The 24,135-nt window shown below is 64.5% G+C and carries 14 protein-coding genes, 1 other RNA gene and 2 pseudogenes; 7 read left to right on the forward strand and 10 right to left on the reverse strand.

The window, feature by feature from the left end; translation table 11 throughout:
* Positions 1-11: 11 nt before the first annotated feature.
* The 4 genes from ACCQ15_RS05705 to hsdR all read right to left on the reverse strand — a co-directional run bounded on the left by ACCQ15_RS05705 (position 12) and on the right by hsdR (position 7,695).
* The gene (locus ACCQ15_RS05705) at positions 12-1,394 is read right to left on the reverse strand and encodes a restriction endonuclease subunit S (RefSeq protein WP_372381306.1); all 1,383 of its coding nucleotides are present in this window, start codon (positions 1,392-1,394) and stop codon (positions 12-14) included.
* A complete protein-coding gene (locus ACCQ15_RS05710) occupies positions 1,375-2,913 on the reverse strand; it encodes a class I SAM-dependent DNA methyltransferase (RefSeq protein ID WP_372381307.1) in 1,539 nt (512 codons plus the stop codon). Before ACCQ15_RS05710 ends, ACCQ15_RS05705 begins: the two co-directional genes overlap by 20 nt.
* Complete coding sequence (locus ACCQ15_RS05715) at positions 2,910-4,112, reverse strand: Fic family protein (protein ID WP_372381309.1); 1,203 nt, start codon at positions 4,110-4,112, stop codon at positions 2,910-2,912. The genes ACCQ15_RS05710 and ACCQ15_RS05715 overlap by 4 nt, the downstream gene beginning before the upstream one ends.
* 88 nt (positions 4,113-4,200) lie before the next feature.
* The gene (hsdR, locus tag ACCQ15_RS05720; protein ID WP_372381310.1) at positions 4,201-7,695 is read right to left on the reverse strand and encodes a type I restriction-modification system endonuclease; all 3,495 of its coding nucleotides are present in this window, start codon (positions 7,693-7,695) and stop codon (positions 4,201-4,203) included.
* A 577-nt stretch (positions 7,696-8,272) separates the two neighbouring features.
* On the opposite strand from hsdR, the gene ACCQ15_RS05725 reads away from it, so the two are divergent.
* Complete coding sequence (locus tag ACCQ15_RS05725; RefSeq protein WP_303401892.1) at positions 8,273-8,539, forward strand: XAC0095 family protein; 267 nt, start codon at positions 8,273-8,275, stop codon at positions 8,537-8,539.
* A 246-nt stretch (positions 8,540-8,785) separates the two neighbouring features.
* Here the strand turns inward: ACCQ15_RS05725 and xopAU are convergent, their stop codons facing one another.
* Entirely contained in the window at positions 8,786-10,360 is a 1,575-nt protein-coding gene (gene xopAU / locus ACCQ15_RS05730; RefSeq protein WP_218495938.1) for a serine/threonine protein kinase, read from the reverse strand.
* A gap of 400 nt (positions 10,361-10,760) precedes the next feature.
* On the opposite strand from xopAU, the gene xopAV (ACCQ15_RS05735) reads away from it, so the two are divergent.
* Positions 10,761-11,537 carry a type III secretion system effector XopAV gene (gene xopAV / locus ACCQ15_RS05735; RefSeq protein WP_372381311.1) on the forward strand — a complete coding sequence of 259 codons (777 nt, stop codon included), beginning with the start codon at positions 10,761-10,763 and terminating at the stop codon, positions 11,535-11,537.
* Positions 11,538-11,863: 326 nt separating this feature from the next.
* Positions 11,864-12,620: pseudogene (gene xopAV / locus ACCQ15_RS05740) on the forward strand (type III secretion system effector XopAV).
* 60 nt (positions 12,621-12,680) lie between these two features.
* Here the strand turns inward: xopAV (ACCQ15_RS05740) and ACCQ15_RS05745 are convergent.
* On the reverse strand, positions 12,681-13,310 hold the full coding sequence (locus ACCQ15_RS05745) for a TetR/AcrR family transcriptional regulator (RefSeq protein WP_008574141.1): 630 nt from the start codon (positions 13,308-13,310) through the stop codon (positions 12,681-12,683).
* 216 nt (positions 13,311-13,526) lie between these two features.
* Here ACCQ15_RS05745 and ACCQ15_RS05750 point away from each other — a divergent pair, with 216 nt between their 5' ends.
* The 3 genes from ACCQ15_RS05750 to ACCQ15_RS05760 all read left to right on the forward strand — a co-directional run bounded on the left by ACCQ15_RS05750 (position 13,527) and on the right by ACCQ15_RS05760 (position 16,976).
* On the forward strand, positions 13,527-14,306 hold the full coding sequence (locus tag ACCQ15_RS05750; RefSeq protein WP_372381312.1) for a histidine phosphatase family protein: 780 nt from the start codon (positions 13,527-13,529) through the stop codon (positions 14,304-14,306).
* Positions 14,306-15,175, forward strand: coding sequence for an NAD(P)H-hydrate dehydratase (locus ACCQ15_RS05755; RefSeq protein WP_372381313.1), 870 nt, complete (start codon positions 14,306-14,308; stop codon positions 15,173-15,175). The genes ACCQ15_RS05750 and ACCQ15_RS05755 overlap by 1 nt, the downstream gene beginning before the upstream one ends.
* A 322-nt stretch (positions 15,176-15,497) precedes the next feature.
* On the forward strand, positions 15,498-16,976 hold the full coding sequence (locus tag ACCQ15_RS05760; protein WP_372381543.1) for a glycoside hydrolase family 30 protein: 1,479 nt from the start codon (positions 15,498-15,500) through the stop codon (positions 16,974-16,976).
* A gap of 129 nt (positions 16,977-17,105) precedes the next feature.
* On the opposite strand, the pseudogene ACCQ15_RS05765 reads toward ACCQ15_RS05760, so the two are convergent.
* The 3 genes and pseudogenes from ACCQ15_RS05765 to ACCQ15_RS05775 all read right to left on the reverse strand — a co-directional run bounded on the left by ACCQ15_RS05765 (position 17,106) and on the right by ACCQ15_RS05775 (position 22,591).
* Positions 17,106-18,910 (reverse strand): annotated as a pseudogene (locus ACCQ15_RS05765) (glycoside hydrolase family 15 protein).
* Positions 18,907-19,809, reverse strand: coding sequence for an SDR family oxidoreductase (locus ACCQ15_RS05770; protein ID WP_008574134.1), 903 nt, complete (start codon positions 19,807-19,809; stop codon positions 18,907-18,909). The pseudogene ACCQ15_RS05765 and the gene ACCQ15_RS05770 overlap by 4 nt, the downstream one beginning before the upstream one ends.
* A gap of 427 nt (positions 19,810-20,236) precedes the next feature.
* Positions 20,237-22,591 (reverse strand): GH92 family glycosyl hydrolase, encoded by a 2,355-nt coding sequence (locus tag ACCQ15_RS05775; protein WP_372381314.1) that lies wholly within the window; start codon positions 22,589-22,591, stop codon positions 20,237-20,239.
* 126 nt (positions 22,592-22,717) lie between these two features.
* On the opposite strand from ACCQ15_RS05775, the gene ACCQ15_RS05780 reads away from it, so the two are divergent.
* Positions 22,718-22,793: non-coding RNA, sX9 sRNA (locus ACCQ15_RS05780), on the forward strand.
* Positions 22,794-23,005: 212 nt separating this feature from the next.
* Here the strand turns inward: ACCQ15_RS05780 and ACCQ15_RS05785 are convergent.
* Positions 23,006-23,986: an SDR family oxidoreductase gene (locus tag ACCQ15_RS05785; protein ID WP_372381315.1), complete on the reverse strand. Its 981-nt coding sequence runs from the start codon at positions 23,984-23,986 to the stop codon at positions 23,006-23,008.
* Between the last annotated feature and the right edge of the window lie 149 nt (positions 23,987-24,135).

A 24,135-nucleotide genomic window follows, 5' to 3' on the forward strand; every position in this document is an offset into this window, starting at 1 on the left:
GATGGATCGGATCAGTCTGTCGCCGCCTTGCGACCGCGCTTCGGTTTGGGCGTGGCGGCGCGCTGGGCGCGGATGCGTTCCAGCAGTACACTGGCCGGTTCGTCGGTGGGGTCCTGTGGCACCAGTTCGCCGCGGAAGGCCTTGGCGAGCAAGCTCTGGGTCAACGCGTCGATGCGCTGCTGGGCGGTGGCGACCTTGGCTTCGAGTTGGTCGGCGTAGGCGAAGAGCTGTTCTACGCGGCGGACGATTTCATCCTGAATTTGAGTTGGTGGAACAGGAAACACGAAGTCCCTGCATTGAGATAGCGAGATGTTGACTTGGCCAGCTGACCCCTTGGTCTCTTGGGAGACTCGTCTGATGTTAGTTCCCTCAAGAAGAACGAGGTGAATCCAAGCGGACGAAATCGACTCACTTGGGCGGAATAGGGTGATGGCCTGATTGATGTTCCACTCGTCTACTCCTTGAGGTACAACCGCGATCTTTCCAAGTGGTGGGCCGACGATATTCATCAATACATCGCCGGGGATTGTGATCGACTTGCGGCATGAGCCTTGATGAATATCGGCAGCGATATACTGCGGTCTATACTCAAATTCGATAATCCCGTCAACGATGTTGTAAACCTTGAGAAAGGGGATGCCTTCTGTGGTGAACCCTTCTTTGGGAGTTCCGCCGCTTTGGACCTTGGTGCATACGTCTTCCGCGCGCATGTTTCGCCACGTCGTGGTGTCGAATGAGGCATGTTGATCGAGAGCAAGCGATCCGCTTACACCATGATTTATTACTGATTGGCGGAAGCGCTTGAGTAGTGCGGGGATGGCGTCGATGCGGGCCTTGAGAGTGTCGACCTGGGCCAGCAGCGCATCCAGCTTCTGCGCTATGCGCTTTTGCTCTGCCGCCGGTGGGACGGGAACTTTCAGTTCGGCCAGCTTCCCGCGCGCAATCCGCTTCCTCGTGGTCCCGGAAGCGTTGCGCGAAATTTCTTCGCGAATAGGCGAAGCGTTGAGCGTATGCATCAACCAGCTATGGCTGATATCGCGGCTTCCAGAACGAAAAACAGCAACGTCGACGACCGTCAGGCACCGTTGCGGAAGGCGAGGCATTAGACACGCTCGTCCAAGAGGGTCAGGCATTCGGGCAAGCAAGATGTCGCCTTCTTCAAGCGCGGTGCAATTCAATCGGTCGAATGTCTCATCGTTGACGTAACGAGAGGACTTGTCGATAAAGCGCCCGTCGCCAATGTCTGCGAGTTGAAGCAGGCGATTACGCCCGTTTGGATCTTGATCCTTACTTTCAATCCAGTCCCCGTCAGCAAAAATGCCGCCCTGGGCCTGAAGTTCGTTAAGTGAGGCAAAAGCCCACCCTTGCGGCAACTCACTCACCGCCCACCTCACTGCTGGTCACTTCCAGCCCCATCACCTCGGCCAGCAACCGCTTCTGTTCCAGCGCCTCATCACCGGCACCCAGCGCCTGCATCAGCGCGTCGAGTTCGCGCAGCGCTTCGCTGAGTTCGGCCATGGCTTCTGCGGCCAGCACTTCGGGCGCGGGAAGGCTGTTGGCGTCGACGCTGTCGGCGTCCTTGAGCCAGCTGATATCCAGCGAGTCGCCGCGCTCGGCGATCTGGGCGCGGGTGAAGCAACGGAAGCGGCCTTGCTCGCCTTCATCGGTGCGTGGGCTGGCGCCGTTGGGATCGCTGCCGTAGGCCTCCTCGAACGGTTTGAGATGCGTCGGCCCGAACGGGGTGCGCTTGCCGAAGCTGGGCATGTTGCTGCGCAGGTCGTAGACCCACGTGGCCTGGGTGCAGCCGGTGTCCTGGCGCGGGTTGGCGGCGGTGCCTTTCTGGAAGAACAGCACATTGGTCTTGACGCCCTGCGCGTAGAAGATGCCGGTGGGCAGGCGCAGCAGGGTGTGCAGGTTGCACTTGTCCATCAGGTCGCGGCGGATGTCGGTGCCGACGCCGGCCTCGAACAGCACGTTGTCCGGCAGCACCACGGCGGCGCGGCCACCGGGCTTCAAGCCACGGTAGATGTGCTGCAAGAAGGCGAGCTGCTTGTTGCTGGTCTTGTAGGTGAGGTCGTCACGGGTGGGGCCGCCGCCGCCCTTGGCGGTGCCGAATGGCGGGTTGGACAGGATGATGTCCGCCTTGGGCAAGGCGGCGCCGGCATTGCCGAGGCTGTTGCCGAGCTGGACCACGCCGGCGCCTTCGCCGGACATGCCGTGCAGCAGGCAGTTCATCAGCGCCAGGCGGCGGGTGCCGGGCACCAGCTCCATGCCGGTATAGGCCTTGTGCTGCTGGAAGCGGCGGGCCTTGTCGTCGAGCGTGTACAGATCGTCGGTGTTGGCCTTGATGTAGGCATCGGCGGCGATCAGAAAGCCGGCGGTACCGGCGGCCGGATCCTGCAGGGTTTCGCCGGGCTGCGGCTGCAGGCAGCGGATGATGGCGTCGATCAGCGGGCGCGGGGTGAAGTACTGGCCAGCGCCGGACTTGGTCTCGTTGGCGTTTTTCTGCAGCAGGCCTTCGTAAAGGTCGCCCAGGCCGTCCTGGCGCGCGCTGAACCAGTCCAGCCCGTCGAGCGCGGTGACCAGGGTTTCCAGATGGCGCGGTTCCTTGAGGCGGGTCTGCGCGTCGGCGTAGATGGCGGCGATCATCGGGTCGCTGCTCTTGCCCAGGTCCAGCAGCATCTGCCGGTAGTGGTTGAGCAGGTTGAGGCCGGACTTGCCGCTGAGATCGGGCCAGCGGCTGCCGGCGGGCAGCTTGTGTTCGAAATTGTCGTTGTTGCGCACCTGCTCGTATTCCATCTTGACGAACAGCAACAGCACCAGCTCGGTGACGTAGTCGCTGTAGTTGATGCCGTCGTCGCGCAGGACGTCGCAGAGGTTCCAGAGTTTCTGGACGATGTCGTTATGGGTCATGGGGTGTTGCCTTGTTCTGAAGTGGTGCGGGCCGGCAGCGCGATGCTGGAGGCCGGCGTGTTGATGGCGTACCGGGTGCTGCGGCCGCTGCCGGGCAGGCGGCGCAGGCAGCCTTTTTCCAGCAGGTCGGCCAGATGGCGGGTGGCGGTGGCCTTGGAGACCTTGGCCACGGCCTGGTATTGCGAAGCGCTGATGCCGTGTTCGAAGCCGCGCTCGCCGCCATCAAGCAGGCGGTTGAGCACCTTGACCTGTTCGGCGGACAACGGCTGGGCGTGGTGCAACTGCCAGAAGCGTGCTTTAGCCAATACCCGATCGATGCGGTGCAGTGCCTGCACCAGGCTGTCGTACAGGGTGGTGAGGAACCAGCGCAGCCAGCCGGTGATGTCCAGCGAGCCTTTCTGGGTGGTTTCCAGGCTGCGGTAGTAGCCGCTGCGGTCGGCGAGGATGCTGGCCGACAGTGCATGGAGGCGGATCGCCTGCGGTTGCGCCTGGGCCAGGGCGAGATCGGTGAGTGAGCGAGTGAGGCGGCCGTTGCCGTCGTCGAACGGGTGCAGGGTGACGAACCACAGGTGAGCAATGCCGGCGCGCAGCAGCGGGTCCAGCGTGGCGTCGGTGCGCGAGCTGGCGAACCAGCCGAGGAAGGTGGCGAGCTGGGCGTCCAGGCCGTCGCGCGGCGGGGCTTCGAAGTGGACGGTGGGGCGGTCGATGCGGCCGGAGACGACCTGCATCGGCTCATCGCCACGCAGCGCGCCGATGCGGATGCGACTGGGCAGCAGGCTGTCCTGTTCTGCAAACAGCCAGCGGTGCCATTGCAGCAGGCGGGGCAGGTCCAGCGGGGCGTCGGCGCGGCCTGTGGCGTCTAGCATCAGCTCGGCCAGCCCCTCGCTGCGGCCAGTGGTGCGGCGAGGGCTGTCTTCGGCCAGGCCCAGATGGCGGGCCAGCGAGGAGCGTACCGAGCCGACATCCAGCCGCTCGCCCTCGATGGCCGAGGAGGTGACGATGTTGGAGAGCAGGGTGTCCAGCGCTTCGGCGGCCTGCTGGTCGCCGGCAACCGCGCCGGCCATGCCGAGCAGCTGGCCGTGGGCGTGTTGGCAGTCGCGCAGCAGTGCCGCCAGGGCATCGGCCTGCCAGTGGAAGCGGGGCCAGTCGGGCTGCTGCCAGATCCAGCGGGGGCCGGGTTCGGTTGTTCGGTTGGGCATCGGTGAGCCGATTGGCTGGGTTAATTGGCTCTTTGAATGAGCCGATTATCGCGGGTAATCGGCTCATACGCCAGTGTGCACTAGCGACTCAGCCCGTCTGATCCCACAGATGCTCGCCCAGATCGCCCAGGATCTGGTCCAGCCGGCCGTCGAGCAGGCGGTCCAACTGCAAGGCGCCGCCGTCGCCGCTGAAGTTGCGTTGCACGGTGTCGCGGTCCATCACCACCTCGTGTATCAGCTGCTGGGCCAGCCGCTTGAGCCAGCGCCGCTGCACCGGCGTCCAGTTGCGCTGGGCATAGATGCCCTGCATGGCCTTGTCGACACGCTGCTCGAACGGCACTAATGCCTCGCCCAGCGCGGCACGGCGGATGTAGCCGATGATGCTGGCGGCGACCTCCTGCTGGGTGCTGTCGCGCCAGGCGCCGCGCAGGTGGGCCTCGCTGTAGCCGTGCTGGTCGAGCAGCAGGCGTACCTCGCGCAGCTGGGCGCGGGTGAGGTCGCGGGGGCGGTTGACGATGACGCTGAGTGCGGCGGACTGGTTGATCTGCTCGCGGATGAAGGCGTTGAAGCTGTCCAGGTAATCGGCCGGGGCTTCGTTGACGCCGTAGTTCTGTGCGCGTTCGAGCAGGGTGTCAGTGTGTTCGGAAATGACCGGGTAGCGGTCGGTGCCCAGCAGCACGCCCACTTCGCCCAGTTGCTCCACCAGGCGCGGGTGTTCGCGGAGAAAGCTGGCGGCATTGCGCGCGCCGAGCTTGTGCAGGTGGGTGTGCAGCACGGCCGGCGCCACGCCCCAGGAGGTTTCCAGCTCGCTGAGCTTGTCGCGCAAATCCGGGCGCTGCTCGGCGCGATGCTGGGCCTTGCGCAGCACGCGCATGATGCGCTGGCTCAACTGGTCGAGTGCGTCGTCGGCATGGCTGCCGCCGTTGCTGCCGGGGGCATCGAAGCTGCGCTGCTGGCCGAGCTCGTGGACTAGCTGCTCGATGCTGATGTTGGGGTCCTTGACCAGCGGGCGCATGGTGTCGACGTCTTCGAGCGCGGCGTACAGATCGACCGGATCGAAGATGCGGAACACGGTCTTGCCGATATCGTCGCAGCGGCGGGTGGCGCGGCCCTTCATCTGTTCGTAGAGGATGCGCGAGCGGACCCGGCGCATGAACACCAGGTTGGCGATACGCGGCACATCGATTCCGGTGGTCAGCAGGTCCACGGTGATAGCGATACTGGGGTAACGCTCGTTCTTGTAGTTGCGAATCAGCTGGTCGACCTTGTCGCTTTTGCCGGTGATCACCGCGACGCTGGCCTGGTTGTAGTAATCGCCATGGACCTGTTTGAAGGCCTCGTCCAGCTGGTTCTTGACGCGTTCGGCGTGGGGCTGGCTGACGCAGAAGATCAGGGTCTTCTCCTCGCCATTCGGGTCGAGCTCGACGGCGAGCTGCTCGCAGACGACCCGGTCGAAGTCCGCGGTGATGACACGCCGGTTGAACGACTCGATATTGAAGTCGAGCTCGTCTTCCAGGTCTGCGGTATCGACTTCGCCGGTCTGCGTGTTGATGACGCTGACGCGCTCGCCGCGATCGAAGTGGATGCCGTTCTTGCCGAGCGCGGTGATGTAGCGGATGGGCGGCTCGTGGTCGATCAGCCAGTCATCTGCCACCGCTTCGCGGTAACTGTAGGTGTAGATCGGCTTGCCGAAAATCTCGGTGGTGTGCTTGGCGGGCGTGGCGGTCAGGCCGATGCGACAGGCATCGAAGTAGTCGAGCACGCGGCGGTATTGCGACAGGTATTGCGCGTGGTCGCGCACGGCCAGCTCGCCTTCGGTCATTTCCTGGTCGAGCGTGTAACCGCGGTGGGCCTCGTCGACGACGATACAGTCGAAGGTGCCGATCGGAGGCGGGTCATCGGACTGGAAAATGCGCCGGACCATGGCCTGCACCGTGGCGACCTGCACGCGGGTCTCATCGGCGGTGCGCGTGTCGTCCAAGCCATCGAGGTTGTAGATCTGCGCCAGCGTCTGGTTCTGCTCCAGCTGCATGTCCTGCATCGTCTCGGTGGCCTGGGTGCCGAGCGCGGAGCGGTCGACCAGGAACAGAATCCGGTGGAAGCGCTCGGCCTTGAGCAGACGGTAGATCAGGCCAATCATTGTGCGCGTCTTGCCGGTGCCGGTCGCCATCGCCAGCAGGCAGTTGCGTGCGCCTGATGCCAGCGCGCCTTCCACTGCCAAAATCGCGCGCTGCTGGTAGTTGCGCAGGTTGAGGTAGGCGAAGCCTTCCTGGGCCAGATCGCGCTCGGCTTGGTCGCGATCGCGGGTGAGCAGATCGGCGATGTCCTCGGGCGTGTGGAACTTCTGCAGCGGGCGCCGCAGATTGGCCGGTGAGCGCAGGTCGCGGAACCAGATGCCCGATTGCTCGGCCAGCTGTTTCACGAAAGGACGGCCATTGCAGGCGAATGCCAGCGGCACCTGGAAATGGCCACCCTGGCCGTCGGCCCAGCCTGCGATCGAGGTAGTGGCCGGGTAGGCGGGGGCCAGCTCGCCACTCATCACAAAGCCGCGCGCGTAGCGCTCGGCCTGGGGAATCCGGTCGGCAATGTTGATCTGCTTGCGCTTGGCCTCGACGACGGCAACCGGTGTGAGGCCGGCGAACAGCACATAGTCGGCGTTGGCGCGCGGCACCTTGGTGGGCCACTCGGCGATGGCGAGATTGCGACCTTTTTCCGGGCGGATGCCCTTGGCGTGGGTAAGGTCGAGCGAGTCTGCTTCCCAGCCGGCCTCGCGCAGCTGTTGGTCGATCAGGATGCGGGTGAGGTCTTCGCTGAGGTCGAAGTTGTTGCTGGCCTGCTGGGTGGCGCCGGCGACCTGTTGAGTGGCGCCGGCGACCTGTTGAGTGGCGGCCTGGCGGGTGGTGTCAGGCTGTTGCAGGCTGGCGATACGTCGTTCGAAGTCCTGTCGAAGCCGTTGCAGTTCCTGTTCGCGTTGGACTGCCAGCGCCGACTGCGCACGCGCTTCGACGTCCATCGCTTCGGCGAGCTCGGCGTTGAGCTTGGCTTCGCTGCTCTTGAGTTCGGCGAGTGCCTGGCTCTGGTCGTGTTGCTGGCGGGCGGTATCCAGCTCTGCTTTCAGGCGATGGACCTCGGCCTGCACTTCACGCAACGGCGCGGCTGGATCCTTCGGGGGCAGGAAAGCACCAGACTTGAATTCGGCGGCGTTCCTGCCGAAGGCCCGGTGGTACCAGACCGCCAGGTCGCGGGCGACCTTCAGGCCATCCATCGCTTCGCGGTGTTGCGTGGCGAAGCCGTGGGTCGCCTTGTTGCCCTCGACCCGCAGTACGTGGAACAGCTCCTGGATCCGCCGGTCCAGGCGCAGCTCGCGTGCGAGCTGGTAGATCAGATCTGCCTGAGTCGTTCGCTGATCGTGGAGAAGGCCGGCGCGCCCAGCGAGATCCTGGGCAAGCGCTTCGGCGAACTGCCGGAGCTTGATCAGCGTGGTGTTGGGATCGCTGGCAAAGACCTGCTCGGCCATCGAGGCCAGTTTGAAGAAGACCGGATCGTGTTCCTGCAGGAAGGAAAAGTTGCTGTCGACAGTCACACGCGTATCCGTACAGTGGCGCCGGGCGGGATGGCATCTCGCGGTGGCCATCATAGGTCACCGGTGCTGCCGTCGTCATTCTAGCGCCGGATGCGATGGACCGATATGTGATGGCTTGGGCCGTCCGCGGCGACCTTGTTGGTAGCTGCGCAAGTTTTTCCCGTGAGGCCCCAATCTTTTGTCGACAACTTAAGTCGTTGCCGCAATGAAATTCGATGGCAGCATCGATGCGTCTGCCTGATGATTCGTTCGGAATGGTCCTGCTGCTTAGATGAAATTCCAGGTACCGAAGGGGTTGACGGCGGTATTCCTTGACGGCGGCAGTCTGTAGTTGCACGATCACCTCACGGAGCCTCGAAACTCCACGTGTAGCGGTACCCACCTCCGACAAACCGGTGGGTTTTTTGTGCCTGCTTGTTTAGGGGTGCAACCGACGCGATGCCTGCGTCGGGAGGGCGGCTAATACAACACCCGCAAGGGGAATACGCCCGCCGGCTACACGCGGTTTCGAGCCTCCCGACTTCCCGTCCGTCGCCTTGCGGCGGGCGGGCGGATTCCATGGAATGAGGAGCAGGCCATGTCGGATGTTGTACGCGATGCGCAGTCACACCCGGGCTACTACCTGCCAGAAGGCGCGCAGTACCGCTTGCAGCAGCTACGCGACCACATGCGCTTTCTGGCGCGTTTGGCGCAGCCACGTACGCAGGTTGAAGAGCAGGCCAGGCAGCCGGCCATCTGCATGGATGAGTTGGCGTTCTGTCTGGAGCTACTGGCCGAGCAGGTGGGCCGGGTGCTGGACGATGTGGAGTGCGCTGTCATCGAAGGGGCGCATCCATTGCCATGACGTGGTGTGCCGCCTGGATCTTGTTGACGTCTGGATCACCGCCGAATGAACGGATGATCGGCCGGGTATGGCAGCACGCAGCGGTGCCGATTGAATGCCCGAATCAGCGCTCAGGCTGCGCGCGTGCGGGCACACTTGCCTCACTTGTCTTTCAATCCCGCGCTTCGAGGCGCGGCCACTACACCCTACGTGGTCCATCGGCTCGCGCTCACCTATAACCGGGGGCGCTGCTGAAAATAATTGCTGCTAAAAAGAAGGCAAGCGCTTCAGTTTTTCGTAGGTGCGGTGCATCCGATCACGGGGCGGGAGCGGCGGTTCGGTGAAAAAGGGGTCGCGCAGCAGTCTCTCTGCCTTGGTGCGCTCGCCGGTTCCGTCGTCCAGCATGCTGTTGAAGAAGCGGACCACAATGCGCTTGTGGTCGGCCGGGAGAGCCTGCAACGCATCCATGAAGGGGAAGGTGTCTGCGGTCTTGGCGCGATTGATCCCGATCATGCCCATGTTGTAGTCGGGGCGCTTGAGCACATGCACCAGCAGTTGCGCCACGCTGTAGACGTCGCGCGCATGCCTGGCAGGGGTGCTCAAGTCGTAAAAGCCCGGTGTACCGCCGCGGTTAGGGTCGCCTTCTTCTGCGCCGAGCCCCATGTCGATCAGCCGGAAGATCTTCATGGGTTGGTCGTACATGACGTTGTTGTGCGAGATGTCCTGATGCACGATGCCGGCGTCTTCGCAGCAGGCGATCCCCACCAGTACGTCGGCCATCAGCTGCCGGGCCAGGCCGAGATACTCCATTGCGCTGATGGCGCCTTGCTGCAGCGCTGTGCGTGCGCGGCCAATCATGCTGCGCACGCTGATGCCGTCGATTTTCTCCAGCAAAATGCCGAAGGTGTGTTCGATCTGCACCACGCCGTGGGCGCGCACGATATACGGCACTGCATCCACCGACCTGATCATTTGATACTCCTGGAAGATCATGGCTTTGCGCTCAGCGACCCGTTGCTGCAGCGCCGGTGCGTCTGCAGCGGTGGCAGGGTCGCACAATGTCGGCGGGATCGGCCGTTGCGGGTCGGTGCGCAACAAGGCCTTGAAGATGAAGTCGCGTCCGCAATTTTGCTCGCCCTGCCAAAGATCTTCGGCCAGCCGCACCGCGTAGGTCGAGGCGGATGCGCCGGTGCCGACGGTGGGCATGGCGTCCAGCGTTCCTGCAGTGCCTGCGTGCCCGGTTTCCAGGGTTACGTGGAGAAATCCATTGTCTACATCCAGGGCGCCGGGCTTCAACGCCGAGAGCTTCTGGATCAAGTCCGGGCGTTCGGAGCGGCTGGTCAGCGATTTCACCAGGCGCGGGCTCAGCACGACGTGCTGCCGGGCATGACGCGTATCGCTGACCAGCCGCCGTGCGTTGCGCAAGTTCTGGAATGCGTCACTGCTGTCGGCGCCCGCAAGGGCCGACAGGCGCGCCGGCGTCTCCAGCAGACAGGCCCAGGTCGGTGAGCCGGGTTGCGGGCCCAGACGGGGGCTGCGGCCGGTGACAGGCGTCGTTGGCGAGTCGCTACTGGATGAGGACCAGGTGTGCGGTGCCAACGCTGCCTGCAGGCGGGGCACCACGACTTCCAGACGCTTACGTTCGTCGGCAAGTACGCCGGTGATGCTTCTTCTTTTTTCCAGCAGGTTGAGCGGATGGTCTGCGACAGGATGGGGCGGGGTGTGTGGTTCGGGCGCCTGTGCAGTTTCGGGCGCATCGCGCTCTGCGTCTGCGCGCAGCGCCGTGGAAGGGAGAGTGAAGTTGCCGGAGATCTGTTTCATGGTCGAGGACAGTGTGGTCAACGATCAGGGGAGGTGGCTCTGGCGGTTCGCTTGCAACACGCGGCAGCTGGAGTGAGCCGCTGGCACCAGGGGCCACTCAGCGGCGATGCCGGCTGCGTCACTTTGATCATCATTGAGGCAGTGGTGCATGCGGAGGGAGCAATGCACGAAGCAGTGCAGGCGTGGGCGAAGTTGCGCGGGTGCTGCATGTCTTGGCCGCTGGCGCGGCGGGATCGGCGCCGGCTGTGGTGGCCAACGTGCGCGTTCAACACGATCGCCAGCCACCCTGCTGGTTTGCCTGCAGCGATACGTGGCGCGTGCGTGCACCGCCTGCGCACTTTGGCAAGCTCCGTGCCGCTTGTTTCGTGTTCGGCAATGGTTTTTCGGCCGGATGCGTCATGCCCGATCACGCTGGGGAACAATGGCGCGCATCGATAGCGGAGAAGTGACGATGCGGCCTTTAGCATTGACGTCCGTCACGCGCCGAGGCGCCAGGCGCGAGCAGCAAGAGGGTGCGACCGTGGCAGATGCCGGCCCGCCTGCACCGGCCAACGACCCGCATGCCAATACGCAGTTGGCCCAGAGCCTGCCGCGGTGCCCCGTGCGCGAGGCGCGGCTGAGGGCGCCTGGCACGCCGCGTGGCGTCCCCCTCGTCAATCTAGGGCGAACGATGGCCCATTTGGGCGCCGTCGGGGCCGCAGTATGGGGCGGTTTTGCGGCAATCCAGGCGCCTGCAGCGGCGGCCTACGGCTATTTCAACGATGACCTGTATTACAAGAATCTTGCTGTAGTCAGTGGCTACCAGGCAGTGGGAGCGCTGGCCGCATTCCTGGGAATGGGGCTGGCCGACGTGTTGGCCGCGCGCTACGTGGAGGCGCAAAGCCGGTGGTACGAAGTGCCGACCAAGGCGCAGCGCGCAAGCGAGTTGGGAGCCACCGAGGCCTGCCTGGATCAGGCGGTCGACATGGTGACCAGATTGGACGCCGACCCTCCTGGGCCTGGCATGGACGAAGGCGAGCGGCTGGCCTTGGCCAGGGATCTGATGCACCTCATGACGGTAGAACGTTCCCGTCTGCCACCAGACCTATGGCGAGCAGCGCGCGGGGCCGGCAACGATGCGTACGGCCTGGTCGCCCGGCTCCTGCAGGCCGCCAGAGGGCGTGCAGCGGAAGAGGCATCCACGTCGTCGGCAGGTTGAGCGCGCCTGCCGGCCAGGTGCCGGGGCGCGGCCCGCAATCGCCGAGCAGTGCTGCTTCGAAATGACATCGACGCCCACTTGCACATGGTGCGCGATTGCACCGTGTTCGACGCGCGGCACTAGAGCATGGGCACATGGCCGGCGGTCGATCGTCCAGCATGGCGCTTGGCCTGGATCGGCCATGATTGCCATCCAATGCATCAGGAACGTGGTGCGCGTTCCGCTATCGGTCACGCTCGTTCGGCCAATGCCGCGCGTTGGTACTTGCGCAGCGGAACAATGGGGTTCCATCCATCTATGCGAGGTGATGTATGCGTCCTGTGGCAATGACGATGGCAGTGCGCAGCGGTGCGAGACAGGATCAGGAAAAGAGGGTTGCTGAATCCGATGCGGGCCCCTCTGCACGTGTTCACGACCCGCACGCCAATCCGCAGCTGGCCCAGGCTCTGCCACGGCGGCCTGTACGTGAGGCGGCGATCAGGCCGGCCAGGGCGGCTGTCGCGCGAGTCGCGCAGCCACAGGAACCAGCCGCTGGGTTGCGCGTGGCCCACTTTGTACACGACGCAGCGGAGACTGCCGCCCAGTGCGCTGGACTCGTGTTCGCCCGTGGGTTGACCCAGTTTTATGTCTACGGGGGGCAAAGCGGCTTCGCGGTTGACCACGGCTATAACGAGAAGGTCGCTTCAGAAGGTGCCAAGACGATGCTTGGCGCGGCGGCGGCATACGGTGGCTTCAAGGCCATCGAATCGCTCGCTTCCTAGTACATACGCGCGCAAACGCCGGCGCAAAAAGCCCGGCGGGCTCGCGAATTGGGGGGCCACCGAAGCGTGCCTGGATGCGGCGGTGGAGATGGTGACCATGCCGGATGACGACAATCCCGGTCCTGCCATGAACGAGGGCGAGCGGATTGCGTTAGCCAGGGATCTGATGCATCTCGTGACGGTGGAGCGTTCTCGCGTGCCGCCGGAGCTGTGGCAAGCGGCCAGCGCTGTCGGCGACGATGCGCACACGTTGGTCAACCAGCTTTTGCGGGCAGCCAGGGCCCGCGCCGCGGCGCAAGCATCGACGTCGTCGGCAGATTGAATGCGCGCTGGCAGCCGGCGGGAGTGCAGCCGGCAACCGCGGGGCAGTGCTGCTTCGGGCTTACACCGGTGCCGACTTGAGAATGCCCGACAAACTCTCCCGCAGGATCAACTGCAGATGCATGCGGTTGAGTTCCATGCCGCTGGTCATCACGCTGTGCAGGCCGCCGCACATGGCAGCGACGGCGAAGACGCGGGCCTGGAATTCGTGTTCGCTGCTGGCGGTGTCGGTATGGCCGCGGAGCAGGCGCTTGAGCAATGCGCTGAGGTGTTCGATCAGCGATGCGCTCTGCCGGCGCATGAAGGCGGCCAGCACCGGGTCGCGCAGGGTGGCCAGGTGCAGCTCCAGGTCGATGCGGGTGCGCTTGATGTTGATTTCCTGCAGCAGCCAGTCTTCGAGCAGGCCGGCGATGAAGTCCACCACGTGCACGTTGGCCGGGCGTTCCACCAGCCACATCTGACGGATGGCGCGCATGTAGTTGCGTTCGAGCAATGCGCGCACCAGCGCGTCCTTGTCTTCGAAGCGCTGCAGCAGGCTGCCGCATGACAGACGGGTGCGTTCGGCGATGAGTTCGAAGCTGGTGGCCGAAAGGCCGATCTCGTCGATGCAGCGTTCGGCGGCATCCAGTACGTCGTCTAGCAGGAGCTCTTCGCGCTGTTTTGCGGTGCGCAGCTGAAGGACGTTGGACATGGGCGAGCGGCGTGGCGGGGGGCTGCAGTATACCGAGCCAGGGTTACGCATCCGTTGGAGCGGCGCTGGTCCGTGCCATGGCGCATGTTCCCTGCGGCATGCACCGTGTGCGGGCTCATGCATGACACCGGTAGCGCGGCGGCGCATGGCCGCACGCATGGTCGACCACCCGTTCACGGCGGCTGTGCGACACGTGGTGCCGACGTGATGCAGGAGATGGGTGTGAGTGAGCACAGTGCGGTTGCGGGGGTGTCGGCGCAGTGGCCGGCGCGCCTGTGGGTGGTGCGGCATGGGCAAAGCGCAGGCAACGTGGCGCGCGATGTGGCCGAGTCCAATGGCGCGACGTTGATCGACCTGGAGCATCGCGATGCGGACGTGCCGCTCTCGGCGCTGGGCGAGCGCCAGGCCGAGGCCTTGGGCGCGTGGATGGCTGGGCTCCCCGAACACGAGCGGCCGACCTTGATCCTGAGTTCGACCTATGTGCGCGCGCGGCAGACCGCCGCTGCGGTTGCGCGTGCGCTCGGCCGGCCGGCCGATGCGGTCAGCGTGGACGAGCGGCTGCGCGAGAAAGAATTCGGCGTGCTCGACCGCTACACCACGTCCGGCATCCTGGCGACGTTTCCGGAGCTGGCCGAGCAGCGCAAGCTGGTGGGCAAGTTCTATTTCCGCCCGCCTGGTGGCGAGAGCTGGTGCGATGTGATCTTTCGCTTGCGCAGCATCGTGGGCGACCTGCAGCGCAATCATGTAGGTGCGCGCGTGCTGATCGTGGGGCACCAGGTGATCGTCAATTGCTTCCGTTACCTGATCGAGCGGATGGACGAGGCCACCATCCTGGCCATCGACCGCGAAGGCGATGTGCCCAATTGTGGCGTCACCGAATATGCGGCCGCGGCCGATGGGCAATCGCTGCAGTTGGTGCGCACCAAGTTCGTACCGCCAGAGCTGGCCGATGCGCCGGTGACCACCGAATCCGACCGCCCGGCTGGAGCGCGCTGATGGCTGCCGCACGCCTTCGCACGCTGAGCGCTGCTGCATTGCGTGCGATGCCGCTGCCATCGCCCGGCGGCGACAAGGAGCAGCGGGGGCGCGTGTTGGTGGTGGGTGGCTCGATGCGCGTGCCCGGTGCGGCATTGCTGGCCGGAGAAGCTGCATTGCGCGCGGGCGCCGGCAAATTGCAGATCGCCACCGCTGCCAGCGTGGCACCGGCCATGGCCCTGGCGGTGCCCGAGGCATTGGTGCTGGGGCTGGGGCAGAACGGGCAGGGCGAGATCACGCGCGGGCACCGTGCGTTGGATGCGGCGCTGGCAGCCTGCGACGCCGCCGTGATCGGGCCGGGCATGGCGTCCACCACAACGACAAGGGCGCTGGTCAGGCTGGCCGCTGCAAAGGCGGTCTGTCCCTTGGTGTTGGACGCCGGTGCGTTGTCGCGCAGCTTGCGTGCGCCGCCTGGGCGCCCATTTGTCCTGACGCCGCATGCCGGCGAAATGGCAACGCTCGCCGGCGACGACAAGGCTGCAGTGGAAGCGGCGCCCGGCGAGTATGCGCTGACCTTCGCGCGGAAGATGCGCAGCGTGGTGATCGTCAAGGGCGCGGACAGCTTCATCGCCGGGCCGGACGGTGCGTTGTGGGTGCATCGCGGTGGCGTGCCTGGGCTGGGCACGTCGGGCTCTGGCGATACCTTGGCCGGATTGATCGCAGGGTTCGCTGCACGGGGCAGCGATGCATTGACCGCTGCGCTATGGGGCGTGTTCGTGCATGCGGCGGCGGGCAAGCAACTGGCAAAGCGCATCGGCACGGTGGGCTTCTTGGCGCGCGAGATCCCGCCGGAAGTGCCAGGCATCCTGGATCGTTTGTCGCGTAGGTGATCACGCCCCTTTCCCTGCGGAAGAGGGGTTGGGGTGAGGGTGCTGTTGCTGGGATTGGTGCAGATTGAAGTCTTGTATTTCCTGCAGTTTGTGATGCATCACAAACTGCAGGCATCGCCACGGGTGCACGTCCCCTCATCCGGCCCTGCGCGCCACCTTCTCCCCCATCAAGGGGGACGATGTCCCAGAGAGCAAAGGGAAGCTCGATTCGCGCTTGCGCTCGTTTGGAAGGCGATGTTGCGGCGCGTTGGTCGGTTAGGCTTGCGCGATCTACCTGGGAGGGTGCGCGGTGAAGCGAGCGATGACGTGGTCGGTGGTGGGAATGCTGGGGATGGGGCTGGGCACGGCGAGCAGCGCGAGCGCCGCAACGGCGGCCATGGCACACGCGGCAGCTCTGGCAGCATCGGATGCCAGCCCACCAGCGACGAACAACGATGGCGCGTTGCGTATCTACACCAGCTCTCAAGGCGCCACGCAACAGATGCGCGCCAGCACGGCGGCCGCTCCTGTCGCCGGCCATGCATTGACCGAAAAAGAAAACTCCATCTTCGTCAATCCGCAGCGGCAGTTTCAGCAGGTGCTGGGTATCGGTGGCGCGATCACCGATTCCAGCGCAGAGACCTTTGCCAAGCTGCCCAAGCGTACGCAACGTGCGCTGCTCACGGCGTACTACGATCCGCAGCAGGGCATTGGCTATACGCTGGCGCGTACCACCATCCATAGCTCGGATTTCAGCAGCGGCAGCTACACCTACATCAAGGAGGGCGACGCGGCGCTGAAGAGTTTTTCGGTCAAGCACGATGCCAAGTACCGCATCCCGATGTTGCGCCAGGCGATTGCGGCGGCCGGCGGCAAGCTCACCACGTTTGCCAGCCCATGGAGCGCGCCGGCCTTCATGAAAGACAGCAAAACCATGCTCAAGGGCGGCAAGCTATTGCCCGAGTACGCGCAGGCCTGGGCAAGCTACTACACGCGGTTTATCGCGGCATACGAAAAAGCGGGCATCCCGATCTGGGGCATCAGCCTGCAGAACGAGCCGATGGCGGTACAGACCTGGGAGTCGATGCTGTTTTCGGCAGAAGAAGAACGCGATTTCCTGAAAAACCATCTCGGGCCCACCATGGCCCACGCCGGCTATGGCGAGCGCAAGATCATCGTGTGGGACCACAACCGCGACATGATGGTGCACCGCGCGCATGTGATCTTCGACGATCCGGAGGCGGCAAAATATGCATGGGGCATGGGCTTCCATTGGTATGAAACCTGGGCCGGATTCGAGCCGATGGTGGAGAACGTGGCGGCAGTGGCGCAGGCGTACCCGGACAAGCACTTGCTGTTGACCGAAGCGGCGGTGGAAAAGTTCGACCCGGCCAAATTGCAGTATTGGCCCAATGGCGAACGCTACGGCACGGCCATCATCAACGACCTCAATCATGGCGCAGTGGGCTGGACGGACTGGAACGTTCTGCTCGACCAGCATGGTGGGCCGAACCACGTGGGCAATTACTGCTTTGCGCCGGTGCATGCCGATACGCGCACGGGCGAGGTGATCTATACGCCGAGCTATTGGTATATCGGCCACTTTTCCAAATTCATCCGGCCGGGCGCACGGCGGGTCAGCTCAGCCAGCAGCCGTAGCAATCTGGCGACCACGGCGTTCCTCAACACCGATGGCAGCCTCGCCATGGTGGTCATGAATGCCGGCGACGTTGCGATCGCCTACAACCTGTATGTGGGCGAGGCATCCAGCACGTTGGAGATTCCGGCGCATGCGATCCAGACCGTGGTACTGGCGCAGTAAGCGAATCGACGCATTTGGTTGAGCTGCGTTCTGGCGCAGCTGCATCCACCGGGCGTGCTCCTTCTGCCGATGGGAGAAGGAGTTTGCGGCGATAACAGCCTGGTGAAGGCGACAGATGCTGCGCTTCGCTTATTCGCCATCCACGGCCAGCGCCGCGTGGATCAGCGCGAGGTGGCTCAAGCCTTGCGGGACGTTGCCCAGCGCGGCGCCCGTGCTCGTGTCCAGCATCTGCGGCATCAGCGCGACATCGTTGCCCAGCCGTTCCAGCAACTGTTCGAACAAGCGCCTGGCTTCAGCACGCTCGCCGAGCAGGCCATAGGCTTCCACCAGCCAGAACGAGCAGGCAATAAATGCGCCTTCGCGTTGTTGCATGCCGCTGTAGCGGTGCAGCAATGCGTCGCTGCCAAGTTCTGAGGCAATGGCATTGCGGGTGGCGATCATGCGCTCGCGGCGCGGCCCGCCCAGCCCAAAGCGCGAGGCCAACAGCAGGCTTGCGTCCAGGTCGCCGGTGCCCGCGTAGAAGGTGTAAGCCTGCTTGGCGTCGGACCAGCAGTGCATGTCGATCCACTCGAGAATCCGCGCCTGTTCGCGTTCCCAGCGTGGCAGCATCGCGGTGGAGAGATGGCCGGCCTTGGCCAGCTCGCTGGCGCGGCGTAGCGCCAGCCAGCATTCCACTTTGGACATGGTGTAATGCTCGGCGGTTTCCAGTTCCCAGAAGCCGGCGTCCTTGCGCATCCAGGTGTTGGCGCATTCGTTGCCGAGCTCGAACAACTGGCGTGCGGTTTCCTGGTCCAGGATGTGCCCGGCATCAAGAAAGCGCGCGGCCATTTCGAAGATATCGCCGTACAGGCACAGCTGCAGCTGGTTATTGGCGGTGTTGCCAACGCGCACCGGGCGCGTATTGCAATAACCGGGAATGTCGATCTCGCGTTCGTCCGGCACCAACGCGCCATCCAGGGTGTAGCAGGGGCGCACGCCAGGCCGATGCTGGCGGATGGTGCGCATCAACCAGCTAAACGCGGCCTTGGCATCGGCCAATGCGCCCACGCGCAGGAAGGCTTTGGTGGTGTAGGCGGCATCGCGGACCCAGGCATAGCGATAATCCCAATTGCCATTTGCGCCAATTTGCTCCGGCAATGACGTGGTGACCGCAGCGGCGATGGCGCCGGTAGGCGAAAACCACAGGAACTTGAGCGCCAGCGCAGAGCGCACGACCGCATCGTGGTAACTGTTGGCGTAAGACAGGTTGCCGCTCCACTCGCGCCATTCCTGATCGCTGCGCTCGATGCGCCCACCGATGTCTTCCAGCGCGGGCACCGGGAGCGCATCTTCTTCGGCGGCCAGCAACGCAACGACCTGTGTATGGCCTGCGCGGATCGCCAGCGTGGCGTGCACACCGCGGTCGTCGCAGTGCACCAGCTGCGCTGCCTCCGTGTCGTAGCGCAGCATGGTCATGAGCGGGCCGACGTGATGCACACGGCCGTCGGCGTCTCGCTTTGCCAGGGAGTGGCTTCTCCGGCACGTGTACCGGGGCGGTAGATCAGGTCGAAGACAACGCGGCCTTCGAGACCTTCGATGCGTCGCGCAAGTTCCGACCACGGCAGCCGGCCGGCTTCGCCGCTGTTGAGCGACTCGGTCAGACGTGCGCTGCCGGTTGCGGTGCTGAAGGTCGTTTCGAGAATATTGCTGCCATCGCGGTATCGGCGCTGTACCTGCTGCAGCTGTTGCGGCGTGAGGGCAAAATAGCCGCCTTCGCCTGCATCCAACAGGCGATCGAACAACGGCGGCGAGTCCATCTTCGGCACGCACCACCAATCGATGCTGCCATCGGCACCGCATAACGCCACCGAGCGCCCGTCGCCAATCGCCGCATAAGCGGCGATTGGCAAGGTGCCGGTGGCATCACGCTGAAACTCGGCGCCGGGACGGCTCAAGACAACAGCAGGCCGCCGGTGGCACCGAACACTTCGCCGGTGACGTAGCTCGATTCCTGCGATGCCAGAATCACATACAGCGGCGCCATTTCTACCGGCTGGCCGGCGCGCTTGAGCGGCGTCTCCGAGCCGAAATCGGGAATCTTTTCCGGCGGCTGACCACCGCTGGGCTGCAGCGGCGTCCACACCGGTCCGGGCGCGACTGCGTTGACGCGGATCCCCTTCTCGGCAACTTGCTGCGCCAGGCCCTTGGTGAAGTTGACGATGGCCGCCTTGGTGGAGGCGTAGTCGAGCAGCGTCGGCGAGGGCTGGTACGACTGGATCGAGCCGGTGTTGATGATGGATGCGCCCGGCGGCAAATGCGGGATGGCGGCCTTGCACAGCCAGAACATCGCATAGACGTTGGTCTTGTAGGTGGCGTCGAACTGCTCGGTCGTGATGTCTGCGATGTCTTTCACGGCGGTCTGTTTGCCCGCGATATTGACCAGGACATCCAGTCCGCCGAGCTCTTTCACTGCACGGTCCACCAGTTCGGTGCAAAACGCCTCGTTCTTGAGGTCACCCGGGACGCTGATGGCTTTGCGCCCTTCTGCCTGGATAAGCTGCACCACTTCGGCTGCGTCCTGTTCTTCTTCAGGCAGGTAATTGAGCACGATATCCGCACCTTCGCGTGCAAAGGCAATGGCGGTGGCGCGCCCGATGCCGGAATCTGCGCCGGTGATCAGGGCCTTGCGGCCCTGCAGACGACCAAAGCCCTTGTAGCTGTGCTCGCCATGGTCTGCCTTGGGCTGCAGTTCGTGGATGGTGCCCGGAGCCTGCTGGGTTTGGTGCGGAAATTGCGGCTGCGGAAACTGGGTCAACGGGTTCTGCATTTCGTACTGATTCTTGCTGCCGGACATGCACGCTCTCCTGCATTGGGGGAAGGGCAGGCACGCAGTCATTGTGCGTACCGATGACGGGGAGTGTGGAAAGCGAGGCGATGCGTATCAGTGAACGAAAGTTGTGCATCATGTGAATGCGTGACGGCGGTGCACGCCGTGCGATCACCTCGGCTTTGAAAACGTCGCATTCAGAAACTGACGGCAGACAAGCGCGTGCGTCATGCAGGAATCGACGGCGCTGGCACTGCTGGCGACATGGCAGCGGTGGTGGAACGCGCTGCGTGCGGCTTGCGCATGCGGATCTGTTACCGAGTCAGAAACCGAGTGCCACTGCGAATGCCGCTACCGACCTAGCGAACATCAGCTCGTGGCCGCGCAGACACCGCATCTGCTGCGGTTGCATCGCTACAGGATCATCCGGCCGCTACCTTGCAATTGCGTCGGATCATTGCAGCTGCGCCGACATCGAATACGGCCGCTGCGCTGGGTCGGTGGCCCACTGCTGATTCGGTGTCGCCTGCATCCGGAAACGCAGTTCACCGCCGGCCTGGATTTCCTCGTGCGTAACGTAAGCGCGAGTCAGTGGTTTGCCATTGAGCGTGGCGCTACCGACGTAGCTGCGTGCATCGCTCAAGCCCTCGGCGATGATCGCGAAACGTTTGCCATTGGGCAGGTTTAGCGTAGCGCGCGGCAGGAACGGGCGGCCGATGATGTACTGGTTGCTGCCGGGCGCCACCGGATAGAAGCCCAGCGTGGTGAACACGTACCAGGCCGACATCTGGCCGAGGTCGTCGTTGCCGGCCAGGCCCTCGGGCCCTGCGTGATACTGGCTGCGCATGATCTGGGTCAGGCGCGCCTGCGTGCGCCACGGTTGGCCTGCGTACGCATACAGATAGGCAACGTGATGGCTGGGTTCGTTGCCGTGCGCGTACCAGCCGATCAGGCCGGTGATGTCTTCCATGTGCTCGAAGATCTTCGGGTCCACCTTCGCATCGAACACCGCATCCAGCCGGGCAAGCAATTCGTCGTCGCCGCCATGCGCGGCAGCCAGCCCGGCCACGTCCTGCGGCACGTACCAGGAGTATTGCCACGCGTTGCCTTCGGTGTAGTCGCTGCCGTAGCCACTGGCAGACGGGTCGAACGGCTCGCGGAAGGTGCCGGCGCGGGTGCGCGCGCGCATGTAGCCGGTGGCCGGGTCAAAGGCATGCTTCCAGTTGCCGGCGCGCTGGCTGAATTCTGCGGCGATGGCGGGCTTGCCGAGCTTGTCGGCCATGCGCGCGATGGTCCAGTCGTCGAAGGCGTATTCCAGCGTCTTGGATGCGGCTTCGCCTTCTTCGTCGATGGGCACGTAGCCCAGCTCACGGTATTGCGCAATGCCATCGTACGGGCCGTAGTTGGCGCTGGCGACCATGGCCTGCAAGGCTTCCTCTGCGTCGAAGCCGCCGATGCCTTTCATGTACGCGTCGGCAATCACCGGGACGGCGTGGTAGCCGATCATGCACCAGGTTTCCAGGCCGTGGAATGCCCATACCGGCAGGATGCCGTAGGCGCTTTGGCGACGCGAGGCGAGCAGCGAATTGACCACGTCGCTGCTGCGTTGTGCCGGCTGCACCAGGGTGAGCAGTGGATGCAGGGCGCGGTAGGTGTCCCACAGCGAGAAGGTGGAATAGTTGGTCCAGCCAGTTGCTTGATGCACCGCATTGTCTGGCCCGCGGTAGCGGCCGTCGCTGTCCATGAACAGCGTTGGTCCCAGCAGGGTGTGATACAGCGCAGTGTAGAGCTGGGTGCGTTGTTGCGTGGTGCCTTGTGCATCGATCGCCGACAGCGCCTGCGTCCATTGCGCGCGTGCATCGGCGCGTACGCGATCGAAATCGAAGCCGGGCATTTCGGCATCGAGGTTGGCGATGGCACCGGCCTCGCTGACCGGCGAGAGCGCCACCTTCACCACCAGTGGCGTGCCGTCGTTGGCGACATCGAATACACCGACCAGTTGCCGGCCTTCGATCTGCGCGCGCTGCGCAGGATTCTTTTCGCCCGGCGGTGGGAACCCCTTGTAGGGGATGTCCTGTTCGGTGTCATGGAGTTGCGTGGCAGTGAGCGGGCGCGAGAAGCGCATGGCGAAATACAGCTGCCGGCCGGGCGCCCAACCGCGCGTTTCGCGAAAGCCGGTCACCGTGCCATCGCTGCGCACCCGCAGCCGCGACCACTGCACCTTGCCGGGGTAGTCGTACAGGCTGGTGCGCAGGTCGACCAGCACATGCGCCGGCGTGCCTTTCGGAAATTGGTAGCGGTGCACGCCCACACGCGCGCTGGCAGTGAGTTCGGCGCGGATGTTGCGGTCCTTCAGGGTCACTGCGTAATAGCCGGGCTGCGCCTGTTCGCTGGTGTGGTCGAACTGCGCGGTATAGCCGCTGCCCGGCTTGCTGGCATCGCCGCGTTCCAACTTGATGGCGCCAGCTTGCGGCATCAGCAGGATGTCGCCCAGATCCGAATGCCCGGAACCGGAAAAATGCGTGTGCGAGAACCCGACGATGGTGGTGTCGCTGTGCCGGTAGCCGGCCGCCCAGCCGTAGGCGTCCTTGCGCGGCTTGATTTGCGTATCCGGGCTCAGCTGCACCATACCGAATGGCACCGTGGCGCCAGGATAGGTATGGCCTTCGCCGCCGGTGCCGATGAACGGGTCTACCGCGTCGAAGGCAGTTGCAGGCGTGCGCGGCGCGGCGTTGCCGAAAACTGCGACGACAGCGGCAAGCACTGCCAGCCAACGGGCCCGACGCGGGGCGATCAAGCGAGGCGACATGCAGATGCTCCAGGCGGATGCAGCGCCGGACCGTAGCACAGCTGCGTGGGCGCGCTACACCCTGGAGCCGCCAACAAAAGCCATTGCTTAGCCGCCAGGCGGGCGCGGCCGGTGCCCGGAATCGGCATGTACCACGCGGACACTGCGGTGGTGAGCGCGCCGTCCGCGCCCACCCGACGGCTGCGCGCTACGTTTGTTAGCCGCTCTTGGAGGGTGCGATGGCCCTCGCGGCCATGGTTGGGTTCGCTGATCACTCACGGCGTCACGATGTGTGCCGATCGGCATGCACGGCGGCGCACGCGCTTGCTGCGGTGGTGTCGCATTGAGGCTGGTCTACTTTCCCGCGTTGCCGCAGCGTCTGGAAATCGCCGGCAAACGCGCAATTGTCGGCACGGCATTGCAGACTTCAGCGACTCACTTGCGTCGTAAAGCCAGCACTGCCAAACCCGTTACTGCTGCAGCGGCCGCACCGATCAACATCTTGTCGCGCGCAGAGCGTGCCCGCAACGCGGGGCGCCGCCGGTAGCCACCGTCGATGCCGCCGGCAATGCCGGGCGCTGCGAACACATTGCCGCTGGATCGCGCCACCTGTGGTGCCTGCGCAAAATACCGCTTGAAGATACGGTACATGGCGCGCGCCAGGGTCTGCGGTGCCAGCGCATGACCTAGGCGCATCGCATGGACGGCGGTGCCCAACACCACCGTGTTGCGTGGCCGGTCCAGCAGGCGCACGACAGCTGCCGCGACGGTGCGGGTGTCCAGCATCAACGGCGGCCCGCTGATGCGGCGGCCCACGTAATTGGCGCCATGGGTCAGGCCTGGCGTGTCGACGAAGTACGGGTACACATCGCACACGTGGATATGCGGGTAGTCGCTCAACTCGGCGCGTAACGCTTCGGAAAAGCCGCGCTGGCCGAATTTGCTGGCGCCGTACGTCGCTGCAAACGGCGTGGATGCAAAGCCGCCCGAAGAGATCATGTTGACGAAGATGCCGTGGCCTTGTTCGACGAAGATGGGGATGGCGGCATGGGCGTCGTGCATGCGACCGAGCAGATTGGCGTGGATGACGGCCGCGCTTGCTTCCATCGGTGCCTCGTGGAATTTGCCGACCGTGCCCACCCCGACATTGCCGAACCACAGGTCGATGCGGCCCAGAAAACTCTGCGCGCTGGTGGCCAGTGCCTTGACCTGTTCGGCCTGTTTGACGTCGGTGGGCACCACCAAGACTTCGGCACCGCGCGCACGGCAGCGTTCGGCAACCGCATTGAGGGCTTCTTGGCCGCGTGCAGCCAACACCAGGCGGGCGCCTTGTTCGGCGAATGCTTCTGCAGTGGCTTGGCCGATGCCGCTGGACGCGCCGGAAATCACCACGTGGGCAGGAGGGGTGCGATGCATGCGATGTCTCCACGAAACGAGCAGGCATGCTTGATCGTCGTGCGTGAACACGGTGCGCCGCTTTGCGTACCGTAGCGTGAAGCTGAACTGGTCGGGCTGGCGCCACGCGTGATGACAGCGTGGCGCTGAAATCGGCGGCAGGCGCCCGC

It is taken from the genome of Xanthomonas sp. NCPPB 1754 (assembly GCF_041475725.2).
Classification (GTDB): domain Bacteria; phylum Pseudomonadota; class Gammaproteobacteria; order Xanthomonadales; family Xanthomonadaceae; genus Xanthomonas; species Xanthomonas euvesicatoria.

Coding starts and splice junctions, on each gene's coding strand:
- ACCQ15_RS05710 (WP_372381307.1), bottom strand. CDS start 2,913: ATGACCCATAACGACATCGTCCAGAAACTCTGGAACCTCTGCGACGTC.
- ACCQ15_RS05715 (WP_372381309.1), bottom strand. CDS start 4,112: ATGCCCAACCGAACAACCGAACCCGGCCCCCGCTGGATCTGGCAGCAG.
- ACCQ15_RS05725 (WP_303401892.1), top strand. CDS start 8,273: ATGTCGGATGTTGTACGCGATGCGCAGTCACACCCGGGCTACTACCTG.
- xopAV (WP_372381311.1), top strand. CDS start 10,761: ATGGCGCGCATCGATAGCGGAGAAGTGACGATGCGGCCTTTAGCATTG.
- ACCQ15_RS05745 (WP_008574141.1), bottom strand. CDS start 13,310: ATGTCCAACGTCCTTCAGCTGCGCACCGCAAAACAGCGCGAAGAGCTC.
- ACCQ15_RS05750 (WP_372381312.1), top strand. CDS start 13,527: ATGGGTGTGAGTGAGCACAGTGCGGTTGCGGGGGTGTCGGCGCAGTGG.
- ACCQ15_RS05755 (WP_372381313.1), top strand. CDS start 14,306: ATGGCTGCCGCACGCCTTCGCACGCTGAGCGCTGCTGCATTGCGTGCG.
- ACCQ15_RS05760 (WP_372381543.1), top strand. CDS start 15,498: ATGCTGGGGATGGGGCTGGGCACGGCGAGCAGCGCGAGCGCCGCAACG.
- ACCQ15_RS05770 (WP_008574134.1), bottom strand. CDS start 19,809: ATGTCCGGCAGCAAGAATCAGTACGAAATGCAGAACCCGTTGACCCAG.
- ACCQ15_RS05775 (WP_372381314.1), bottom strand. CDS start 22,591: ATGTCGCCTCGCTTGATCGCCCCGCGTCGGGCCCGTTGGCTGGCAGTG.
- ACCQ15_RS05785 (WP_372381315.1), bottom strand. CDS start 23,986: ATGCATCGCACCCCTCCTGCCCACGTGGTGATTTCCGGCGCGTCCAGC.